A 10662-nucleotide genomic window follows, 5' to 3' on the forward strand; every position below is an offset into this window, starting at 1 on the left:
CACCGTCGGCCGCACGTAGAATCCGGCGTCGAGTCCGTCGGGCGGCTCGGCGCCGCCGACCAGCAGTTCAGCCCCTTCCGATACGCCGGTGCGGATGTAGTCGCGCACGCGGTCGCGCTGCGCCGCCGAGGTCAGCGGCCCGAGCTTGGCGGAGCCGCCGAACGGATCGCCCACGGTGAAAGCGCCAGCCGCCTCGACGGCGAGGCGCGCCGCCTCCTCGTAGTGGGAGGCCGGCACCAGCAGGCGCGTGTGGGCGTTGCAGGTCTGCCCCGAATTGAGGAAGCAGGCGTTCACCGTGCCCTTCACGGCGGCAGCCAAGTCGGCGTCGTCGAGCACGATCGAGGCCGATTTTCCGCCGAGCTCGAGCGCCACCCGCTTGATGGTCGCGGCGGCCAGCTCGGCGACGCGGCGTCCCGCCCGGGTCGAGCCCGTGAACGACACCATGTCGACGCCGGGATGGCGGGCTAGGGCCTCGCCGACCTCCGCCCCGGTGCCGCTGACCAGATTGAACACGCCCTTCGGCACGCCGGCCGCGTGGATCACCTCGGCCAGCATGAAGGCATTGAGCGGCGCCACCTCGGAGGGCTTCAGCACGACCGTGCAGCCTGCCGCCAGCGCCGGCGCCACCTTGCAGGCGATCTGATGCAGCGGATAGTTCCACGGCGTGATGGCGGCGACGACGCCGAGCGGCTCGCGAAGGATGATCGAGTTCTCGACCCGGCTCTCGAACGCGAAGCCTTCCACCAGCTTGGCATACAAGGCGAAGATATGGACCGGCGAGCCGACCTGGATACGGGTCGCGAGCTTGAGCGGCATCCCGACCTCGGTGGCGATGGTCTCGCCTAGCTCGGCACTGCGCGCTTTCAGCCCGTCGTGGATCCGCATCAGCGCCGCGGCCCGCTCGGGCGGCGGCGTCATGGACCAGGAGTCGAAGGCGGCACGCGCCGCCGCGACGGCGGCGTCGACATCCTGCGCGGTGCCGGCCGGGATGCGGCCGACCACCGCTTCGGTCGAGGCGCTGAGCACGTCGATGGTCTCGCGACCGCGCGACTCCGTCCACGCACCATCGATGTAGAGCTGGGTTTTGTCCTGCACGGTCCTGTCCTGCACGATCATCTCCTAGACGGGCATATCGGTGCGCATGCGATCGACGAAGTCCTGCCGCAGCGTCCGCTTGAGCACTTTTCCGTTGGCGTTGCGGGGCAGCGCGCTGCGGAACTCGATCGATTTCGGCACCTTGTAGCCGGCCAGGCGGGCCCGGCAGGCCGCGACCACGTCGGCATCGGCGAGCGGGCGGTCGCCGTTCGCGACCACGACGGCATGCACGGCCTCGCCCCAGGTCGGATCCGGCACGCCGATGGCGGCCACATCGGCGATCCCCGGAACCGCGAGCAGCACCTCCTCGATCTCGATCGGGAAAACGTTGACGCCGCCGCTCTTGATCAGATCCTTGCGGCGATCGAGGATGTAGAGATAGCCCTCGTCGTCGAGCCGGCCGACGTCGCCGATCGTGCACCATTCGCCGTCGAACGCCGCGGCGGTCTTGTCGGGCGCGTCGAAATAGCCCGAGAAGACGGTCGGGCCGCGCATCCAGATGTCTCCGGTCTCGCCGGGGGGCAGCGGTCGGCCTGCCTCGTCGCGGATCTCGATTTCGGTGTCGAACACCGGCCGTCCGACGCAGCGGGTCTTGCGGCGCTGGTCTTCGGGCCGCAGATTGGTGATCACGCCGGCCTCGGTGGCCCCGTAGAACTCGTGCAGGCCGATCCCGGGCAGCAGGTCGAGCACCGCCTCCTTGGTCACGGTCGGCAGCGGCGAGGCGCCCGAGACGATCATGCGCAACGACGAGAGATCGTGCTGCTTCAGCTCCGCGCCCGCATGGACCAGCCGGTCCAGCATGTAGGGCACCAGGAATCCCCAGGTGACCCGGTGCCGCTCGATCGCGGCGAGCACGTCGCTGGCGGAGAAGTGCTCCAGGATCACGACCGTGCCGCCCATGAAAAGCTGGGTCAGCACGAAGGTGAACGGCGCCGTGTGATGGAACGGCCCGGCATGCAGGACCACGTCGTTGTCGCGGATGCCGAACTCCAGCGCCCAATAGTGATAGGCGAGGCAACGGTTGCGATGCGTCACCATCGCGCCCTTGGGATGGCCGGTGGTGCCGGACGTGTAGCCAAGATAGAACACGTCGGTTTCCGAGACGTCGGCAGGCCCAGCGGGTGCGTTGCGGGCCAGAATCTCGTCGAGGCTGCCGAGATCCGCGGCGACCGCGGTGCCGACGCACACCGTGCCGAGCCCCGCCACGCGCCGCGCCACCTCGCGCACGGTCTCGCCAAAGATCTCGCCGTAGATCAACAGGCGGGCGCCGCAGTCGGAGAGCTGGGTGGCATGCTCCTCCGCCGTGAAGCGATAGTTCAGCGGCACCATCACGATACTGCTGCGGGCGCAGGCAAGCGCGATCGCGACGTACTCCGGGCAGTTCGGCAGCACGACACCGAGCCGGTCGCCCTTGCCGAGCCCAAAGGCCTGCAGGGCCCCGGCCAGGCGCGCCGCGGCGTCGGCGAGCGCCCCATGCGAGAGCACGCGGTCGCCGCAGATCACGGCAGGCTTCTCGCCGGCCCGGCGGCCGGCGAGCGATAGGGTGCGGGCGATGGTGAGGTCGACCACGCGGCTCACCCGATCACGCGATGCTGGACCAGATACGGTCGCTTGAGCGCGTCGCCGATGCGGATCGCCCGGTGCGGCAGGATCGCGACGGCGCGGCCCGAGTGAGTCAGCTCGCCACGCTGATTTCGGGCGCCGACCTCGAGCTCGACCAGATTGTCCTCGTCCTCGACCCATTTGCGCGTCACACGGCCGAAGCAGGTGAGGCTGTCGCCGGGCCGGACGATCAGCAGTGCCTTGGTGGAGAACAGCCGCAGCGGCCGGCCCCACAGCCAGTCGGTCAGCATCTGGCCGACGAAGCCCATGCCGATCATGCCGTGCGCGAAGACGCCGCCCATGCCGCCGACGTCGCGGGCGATGTCCTCGTCGACATGGCTCGGATTGAAGTCGCCGGACGCGCCGGCGAACTTGGCGATCTGCAGCCGAGTGATCGGCGGCTTCTCCAGCGACAGCTCGAAGCCGACCTGGATGTCTTCGAAGTACGGTCCCTCGACCTGCGGCGCGACGCGCTGCGCGGGCGGAGCGGCGAGACGTTCGGCGTAGTCCATGGACGAGCCCTCAGTTGTCGCGGACGAAGAAGAGCTGGGTCGCTTCGACCAGCCGCTCGCCGTTCTCGCTCTTGAGCTTGATCAGCACGGTGAAGAAGTCGAGCTCGCCGTAGGTGCGGCTCTTCTTGCGACCAACGTCGACGATCTTGATCTTGTGCCAGATGGTCTGGCCCGGCCGGACCGGGGCGAAATACTCGATCACCTGCTCGCCGTGCAGCAGCAGCGGCAGGTCGACCTCCGCCTCCGACAGCACCAGCGTGGTCTTGAAGTCGCGGAAGCAGTTGATGAAGGTCGGTGGCGCGACGATGCCGGCGGCGCTGCTGGTCGCCGCGATCTCGTCGTCGAGGAACAGCGGGTTGTAATCCTCGAGGCAGCTACAGAGCTGGTCGATCTGGCGCTGGGTGACGGTGACCTGGGCCCAGGGGGTCTCGGCCCCCAGGGCGTTCATGTTGATCGGCATGGCGTCTCCTCATGGTTGGGGCTCTGCACCGAGCTCTTGCGAGATTTTTCGGGCGGCGGCCCTGGTGGCGTCGCCGACCCGCGCGAGTGCGGGACCGCTGACGACCTGCAGGGGGTAAACGGTGGACAGGGCCGCGATCATCCGCCCGCTGCGGTCGTAGACGGGGGCCGCGACGGCGCCGGCGCCGATGCTGCTCTCTCCCGTGTTCCAGGCGATGCCCTGTCGGTGAACGAGCGCGACGGCCTTGCGCAGCTTCGCCGGCGTCGCCGGTGTGTGTGGCGTGAACGCCTCCATTGGGGCCGCCGCGACGGCGTCGAGCAGCGCGTCGGACGCGGCGAGGAACAGCTTGCCGGCCGCGGTCGCATGCAGGGGCCGGCGTTCCCCGAGCCGCATGATCACGCGCAGCGCGCTGGGGCTCTCGACCGTCGCGACCACCAGGAAGCGGTGGCCGTCCAGCACGGTCAGATGGTTGGACTGGCCCGTCGCGGCGACCAGTGCGTCCATGTGCGGTGCTGCCACCCGCACCAGATGGTCGCGTGGCGAGAACAGGCTGCCGATCCGGAACGCGGCCTCGCCGATGCGCACCCGCTGCGACTGCGGGTTCCGCTCCAGCATGCCCCAGTCGCACAGCGCCGAGACGAGGCGCGAGGTGACGCTCTTGTGCAGCCCGAGCCGCGCGCTCAGCTCGCCGATCGCCAGTTCGGGATGCTCGGAGGAGAAGGCGGTGAGCACGCGCATGGCCTTGTCGATGGTCTTGCGGGAGGAGTGTGTGTCTGGTTCCATAGTTGCGATAATAGCAACTAAGTCGCGTAATGAGCAACAAGCTAGGCCGAGGCGGTCGTTCGAGTCAAGCGCGCCTGGCGTCTGGCGCCTCTTGTAGCCATGACACCGCGGCCGCGGGGCGGCATCGTCCTCTTGTCCTGAACCGGCGGTTGGATGATCGGCTCCGGGCGGTGGTCCGGCTCAGGGCCTGCCGGGTGCCGCTGGATGATCCCGCATTGCTGCACCGGCCGTCAGATCGATGATTGCGACAAGGTGATCCGCGATGCTCCGGCCCGACACCTCGCGGCCGCAGCTGGACCGATCGTCGGCGTGAGCGAATCGAGAGGCGGTTCCAGGGGAGCGCGCAAATGATTCAAGCTGTCTGCCGGCGACGGAGGCTGGCAGCCACACAGCGAATTCTTCTCATTCCTGTGCGGGTTGGATGGAAGTCGCCAAAGAATGTCGCACCGCCAGAATTGTGAACGGTTCTATGTCAGCGCGGGAGCGTTGGCCGGGGAGCCGGCGGGCCGATCTCCAGGGGAATGCCTGGCGGACGAGCTCGGCACTGATCACTGTCTGTCAACATGCCGCCGCGGTCGCTCGGTCGTCGGGGCGCTCGTGGACGGTGGTTGCGTTCCGACATTCGGAACGCATCCAAGGTCGGCCTGCTCATTCGCTTGTGCGCGCCAAGCTGTTGCCAGACTCGCTGGCAAGCCCGTGCCGCCCGGCGCAGAACGGCCGGAACACTCCGCCACGACTCGTCGAACAAGGATTGCCCAATCGGAACAGGATGCCTATCTGGCAGCTTTGTCTTGACGATGGAGCATCCGTGTCAGCCGACTCCTCGAGGCCATCCCCCGGAGCCGTTCCGCCCGAGCCGCATGCGCCGGTCGAGGAGTGGCTTGCCCGAGGGGCGATGGAAATTCCCGAACACATCCGCGCGGAGCTAGGGACGAGTGAGGTCGCACCGGGCGTCGGAAAGGCGCTGCTGGAGCGTGCCGCCGAAGCGATCGCGCCGCGAGATGCGATCGATCGACTTCTGCTCGACGAGGCGGTCACCTACACACGGCTTGTTCGGATTTACGAGCGTGGCCTCGGTACGTTCCCGGACGACGACTACGCAGCCGTGCTGGAAGAGTATCTGATCGCCGGTCTGGAGGAGCCGTTGACCCCGCAGGCCGCCCGAGATCTCGTTCTGCAATGCTTGGCCGGGGATCACGCCGCTGTGGTTCGGCTTGAGGAGCTGCTCGCACTCGGCGGTACGTCGCTCGATAAGATGCATGGAGAGGCATTTCGGCATTTCTGTCGGAAGCGCCCGCTGCGCGAGCAAAATGAACGCCATCGGGCGCGGCGGGATGTCGCCGTCGAAGACTTCGCGTCCCGTCGCGGTGAGCCTGCGCACCGTGTCCAGGCGACGCTCGACAGCGTGGTCGATCACGAGCTGGACCGGGCGGCTCAGCTATCACGGTGGGAGGATTAGCCTTCGATGTTTGATCCCTCAGACCCACCGGACGGGCGAGTTGCCCGACGGCCGATGACCCGGCCGTGGCAGGGACCACGGCGGCCGCCACCGCGCCCTCGACCTCGGCATGCGAAGCCTTTCCTCTACCGGAAAGGCGTGCCGCACCCGGCCTTGATTGATGATGTTGCGCGTTGGGTGCTCGCGGCGGACGTGCGGCCGGAGCTTATGGAGCTCGCACGTCGTTTCGCCGATGCTCAAATCCGCCTCCGGTGGGTCAGGGTGTCTCGTATGAAACGCGAATTCGGCCCAGACGATTGGGTCGACCCCGCTGTCTTCTTCGCCGCTCTCCGCAGATCTGCGAACTGCCTGAACCCGGAGAGGAGCATCGCCAGACTCGTCGGCAAGGCAGAGCGTGATGCGGAGTATCGCGCCCGTTTGACGGGCCGACCGAACCGGCGTCCGGCCGATGCGGAAGCCGATCCGCTCCACCCGAAGGAGCGTGAGGCATTGCGACGCCGCAGTGCAGCCATCCGCGACTTCGACGCACTGCGCCTGAGAGTGATCGCGCTTTTGGGAGACGTCGAGAGACGATCCTGAGCAATTCTATTGGCTGTTCGAGATACCGGTCGGTCGCGACGAGATCATCGCGGTCTTCCGGAGCGAGCGTCGTGGTCTGTCAGACCCAATCGTCGCGTGAGGATCTGATACGAGAGTGGATAACTCCCCCCGGTCGCTTGTTCTCTTATGATGGAGACATCTAACACGACTCCGATGTTGACCAAAGGAGTCGTCATGGGACGCAACGCCAAGAAAGAACTGATCCAACAGGGGTATCTGGACAATGTTCCAGACCGTTTTCGGCCGCTGTTCTCCGTCGTGCCGGTCTTTCAGGCCGACAGTCTCGATGATTATGGTATTTTGATCCTTCAGGCGATCGAGACCATTCGGCCGACGCGCTTTACGGAGTGGGTTGCCGTGAAGGATTATGTCGACGTGACATGGGAGATCGCGCAGTATCGGCGCGTCCGGACCAGCATCATCGATGCCGCGGTGAACGAGCTGGTCTCTGACCTGGCACAGGCTCACGACGGCTCCATTCCGCGGTTCGGAAAACAGCATTACATTCCGGCCGAGACGATGACTTACGATACTGCTCGGTTTCGCGCCCTCGTCGCCAAGCTCGGGGTCTCGCCCGATCTGCTGATTGGCCAGGCCTTCCTGCGGCGGGCACCGGAGCTGCAACGGATCGATCTTTTGATCGCGGTGAGGGAAAAGGCGCTGCAGTCTATTCTGCAGGGTCTGTATCTCGGGCGGGAGCACGCGCTGACCATGGCCAAGATGCGCGAGGGGAACGGGGGGCGCGCCTTGCCGCCGCCCGCCGGGGCGATCGAGCCGGATGGAGCGTCAGACACGAATGAAGCCGCATGACCATCTCAGAGAGGCGAGCGGCGGCGAACCGCAGGAATGCGAGACACAGCACGGGTCCTCGGACGACCGCCGGAAAGGCGCAGGCCCGAAAGAATGCGACGCGGTTCGGCATCTTCTCTCGGCTGAATGTATGGTCCGGGCACGAGGTGGCCGTCGATCAGTTCGCGCGCATTCTGCTGGAAGAGGCGAGCCATGACATGGCATGGCATTCGGCCCGGGACTATGCCCGGGCCCAAATGACGATCCTGCGCATTCGTGATGCGCGGTGCTCTGTCCTGGCGAGACTCTCGGAATGCCTCCAAGTGATCGAAGAACACTCTACCGCTATGGACAGCAGTGGCACCGTGGCCGAAAACCACCGACTCGCGCCGGTGCTGGATGATCTGGAGCGCCTGGCGTCCTATGAGAAACGCGCCGTCTCACAGCGGAAACGCCTGGCACGGCAATGGACCGTTATCGTCGAAGCCTCCCGCGAGCGCCATGGCGATCCTCCTTCGAGAGATCCATGAAGTGGATCGAGCTTGCCTTCAGCGAGAGGACAGTGTCGAGCCGAACCATTCGTATGTCTGAAGGAGGCTCGGGCGGAACGACGCTCCGCAGATGCGACGTGGCGCTCCGCTACACCGTGCCGCAAGTCCGCGGTCTGCCAGACCTAGGGATGATTCAGTGCGCCTCTCTTTTTGCGGCCGACTGGCAGGATTCTGAACGATCGAGCTTTATGACAGGATGGTCGAAGAAGTGCGGGCCGTCGATCGTTCGTCTGAAGCGGGTGGTATGGCAGAACGAACCCAATGAAGTGAAGCGCTGCCGAGTGCTGGTGGGGGAACCGGCTGCGTGCGGCGAGGGCCTGACCGCGCTGGTCGCATCACCAGCGGCCGCCTCGCCGCCCTTGCCAATACCGAGCAGGCGAGCCGCGCGCCGATGCAGGCTGGCGATTCAGCTCACCGGACGAACGGGGCGGCCAGCTCGGACACGCGACCGAGCCGCTCAACCGGAGCGTATGGTCCATGTCGCGCTGCCCTGGTTGAGTATGCGGCCCTGTTCCGGAGCACCCGGCCGGCGTCGCTCGACCACCAGCGGGCGCAGGCCGAGCTGCGGGCGCTCGTGCCATGGAACGCGTGTGAGGCGTCCGGCCACGGGGTCCGCGCCATCCGCACCGAGGCGGGCGTGGTGACGGTCAGCCTGTCGGCGCGTGAAGCGGGCGACCCCTCGGGCCCTGTCGGTGGTGAGCCCCCGACGCTCGTCGCTGGTCAGCCCTTGGGTCTGTTTGGCCTCCATGGGGCGTCTCCGGTCAGTCCGGTAGGCGAACCCCTCCTGCGGCCCGGCGCGTCTCAGGAGGGAGCGAGCCCGGTGTCCGAGGCTGTTCCGGCTCATCGGGGTGATGATCGCGACGGCTGGGTGGACTTCCCTCCCGCCGAGGACTCTGCCGGCTCCGGCTCCGGTCTCGGCGCCGGCCCCGGCGTGCGGGCTCCCGGGCGAGAGGGCGCGGCAGAGATCAGGGAGGGCGACACGACCGTCCCGAGCGGTCGCATCGACAAGAGCGTTCTGTCGATCGCCACGCCCAAGCGCGACCGCGACAAGGCCCATCTCGGCTTCGTCGCGCGGCGACGTTGCCTCGTCTGTGGGCGCAAGCCCTGTGACCCTCACCACCTGCGCTTCGCCCAGCCGCGGGCGCTCGGCCGCAAGGTCTCGGACGAGTACACGGTTCCGCTCTGCCGCACCCATCACCGGGCGCTGCATCGCTCCGGCGACGAGAGGACCTGGTGGGCGGCCGTTGCGATCGAGCCCATTGCGATCGCCCAGGCACTGTGGTCGTCGTCACGCCGCGCCCGGCATGCTCGCCACCGGGCCGGAGTGTCGACCGCTGCCGAGGCGGCCGACGGAGGCCGTCACGTCCCGGAGGCGCTGCGCTCCGGCCGGGCATCGCGCCTTGGTGGCGATCGCTGCGGCCCGGACCGCTCGGGCCCTGACTCCGCCTCGGCGGCGCGACGCCCGACGCAGGTCTCGCGCCGACGCCCTGCGGCTTTTCCCATATGGTCGGAAGCTGGTGCCGCGGCGGCGACGAGGTCGCCGTCGTCGACGTTGCGGTCCGTCTCGTGCTGAAGGGCGATCTCGTCCGAAGGATCAAGCGCACCCCGGTCCCGAACGACACTGCCGCGCAATTGACGACTCGATGGCTGCTCTTCAGCGTCTCCGACGTTCTATCCGTTCTGAAGCGCCGGACCGCGCACTTGCGGGTCTACGACTATCGACGAGTGTCGTCTCTCGCCTCCTGGACGGAGCGGATCTACCCGCCAACTCCGGGCTGATCACTTTTGGCTCCCCCCGTGCTCGAGGACCTCGCAGGCTGTCTCGTGTCGCCGCTGAAGGTCTCGCCGCGCTGGACACCGCGATCCTACTTCGCTCGATGGGATGCGACGAGGAACACGGCTGTCACCTCCCACGCCCGCTGCGGGCGGCGGAGTACGGCTTGTCGTCGCGAGACCGATAAACCCGGCCGGGAGGCCGGGAGATCTCGGCCCGACCACCAGCGCCGGTCGATTCAGGTGTTGAGTCTCGCAGGGGAAATTCACTTCCGGCGGCGAGTGCCCTCGCGGGCCGCCCGGCGCGGCGCCTCGGCCGTGTCGTCGGTCACGCCATTCTTTGCTCCCGCTTCGAGTTGCTCTGAGGCCGGCCTTCAATGTGCCGCCAGGGCCAAGCCGAGCGCGATCGCCAGCGCCAGCATGGACGATCCCGCCACGGGCCACTGCCGGAGGAACGCGTCGGCCCGGCAGAACCCGGTGCCCAGTGCGACGCCGGCGCGGCGCAGCGGTGCGAGCGCGGCAGCGGCCTGCGCCAGCCGGCCCTGCGGCGGCGGCCCCCACCGCCCGACCAGAACGGCGAGCACGCCGGCGGCCAGAACCGGCCAGACCGCGGCCGCGATCGTGTCGAGGAGGGACGACGACGGGCGTGTGCCGGTCGGCACGGGGAGCCAGGCGCTCCAGTCGACCAGCCCCAGCGCCAGCGAGCAGGCTGCGAGGGCCAGCGCCGCCGCGTGCTGCGACCAGGCGAGGGGACCGGGCTTCGCCGCTGCTTCGTCGTTCGGGCCGAGACGGCGCACCGGTCGGAGGACCCGGGCGAGCACCAGCAGCAGGTAGGCGCTTGTGAAGGCGCCGCCCGCGTTGATCACGACCGCCCACCACCATTGCCCCGTGTCGGCGGCCGATCGCAGCAGCAGCTCTTTCGCCAGATAGGCCCCGCTCGGCGGCAGCCCGACCAGCGCCACGCCGCCGAGCGCGCCGGTGCCGAGCGCGAACACGTCCTGCGCCGACGTGGTCCGGTCCGTGGTCATGGGAGACTCC

At 67.9% G+C, this 10662-nt stretch carries 10 protein-coding genes and 1 pseudogene; 5 read left to right on the plus strand and 6 right to left on the minus strand.

Going from position 1 to position 10662, the window contains the following annotated elements; translation table 11 throughout:
- The 5 genes from CH341_RS01360 to CH341_RS01380 form a co-directional block, all read right to left on the minus strand.
- Window positions 1–1110 (minus strand): aldehyde dehydrogenase family protein (locus CH341_RS01360; RefSeq protein ID WP_245430811.1); only part of this gene is annotated, 1110 nt, incomplete at its 3' end.
- A gap of 9 nt (window positions 1111–1119) precedes the next feature.
- Complete coding sequence (locus tag CH341_RS01365; protein ID WP_170149421.1) at window positions 1120–2664, minus strand: class I adenylate-forming enzyme family protein; 1545 nt, start codon at window positions 2662–2664, stop codon at window positions 1120–1122.
- A gap of 5 nt (window positions 2665–2669) precedes the next feature.
- Complete coding sequence (locus tag CH341_RS01370) at window positions 2670–3209, minus strand: MaoC/PaaZ C-terminal domain-containing protein (protein WP_111417238.1); 540 nt, start codon at window positions 3207–3209, stop codon at window positions 2670–2672.
- A 10-nt stretch (window positions 3210–3219) separates the two neighbouring features.
- The gene (locus CH341_RS01375) at window positions 3220–3669 is read right to left on the minus strand and encodes an FAS1-like dehydratase domain-containing protein (RefSeq protein WP_111417239.1); all 450 of its coding nucleotides are present in this window, start codon (window positions 3667–3669) and stop codon (window positions 3220–3222) included.
- A gap of 9 nt (window positions 3670–3678) precedes the next feature.
- A complete protein-coding gene (locus tag CH341_RS01380; RefSeq protein ID WP_111417240.1) occupies window positions 3679–4452 on the minus strand; it encodes an IclR family transcriptional regulator in 774 nt (257 codons plus the stop codon).
- Between the two features lie 895 nt (window positions 4453–5347).
- Here CH341_RS01380 and CH341_RS01385 point away from each other — a divergent pair.
- The 5 genes from CH341_RS01385 (at window position 5348) to CH341_RS01395 (ending at window position 9424) form a co-directional block, all read left to right on the plus strand.
- On the plus strand, window positions 5348–5911 hold the full coding sequence (locus tag CH341_RS01385) for a hypothetical protein (RefSeq protein WP_111417241.1): 564 nt from the start codon (window positions 5348–5350) through the stop codon (window positions 5909–5911).
- Window positions 5912–6181: 270 nt separating this feature from the next.
- Window positions 6182–6490 (plus strand): hypothetical protein, encoded by a 309-nt coding sequence (locus CH341_RS33545; RefSeq protein WP_146604335.1) that lies wholly within the window; start codon window positions 6182–6184, stop codon window positions 6488–6490.
- A gap of 195 nt (window positions 6491–6685) precedes the next feature.
- Window positions 6686–7321: a hypothetical protein gene (locus tag CH341_RS01390; protein WP_146604336.1), complete on the plus strand. Its 636-nt coding sequence runs from the start codon at window positions 6686–6688 to the stop codon at window positions 7319–7321.
- Window positions 7318–7830 carry a hypothetical protein gene (locus tag CH341_RS33550; RefSeq protein ID WP_146604337.1) on the plus strand — a complete coding sequence of 171 codons (513 nt, stop codon included), beginning with the start codon at window positions 7318–7320 and terminating at the stop codon, window positions 7828–7830. Before CH341_RS01390 ends, CH341_RS33550 begins: the two co-directional genes overlap by 4 nt.
- A 658-nt stretch (window positions 7831–8488) precedes the next feature.
- Window positions 8489–9424 carry a DUF968 domain-containing protein gene (locus CH341_RS01395; protein WP_245430812.1) on the plus strand — a complete coding sequence of 312 codons (936 nt, stop codon included), beginning with the start codon at window positions 8489–8491 and terminating at the stop codon, window positions 9422–9424.
- A gap of 574 nt (window positions 9425–9998) precedes the next feature.
- Here the strand turns inward: CH341_RS01395 and CH341_RS01400 are convergent.
- Window positions 9999–10662: pseudogene (locus CH341_RS01400) on the minus strand (hypothetical protein); the annotation flags it as partial.

It is taken from the genome of Rhodoplanes roseus (genome assembly GCF_003258865.1).
Taxonomy (GTDB): Bacteria; Pseudomonadota; Alphaproteobacteria; order Rhizobiales; family Xanthobacteraceae; genus Rhodoplanes; species Rhodoplanes roseus.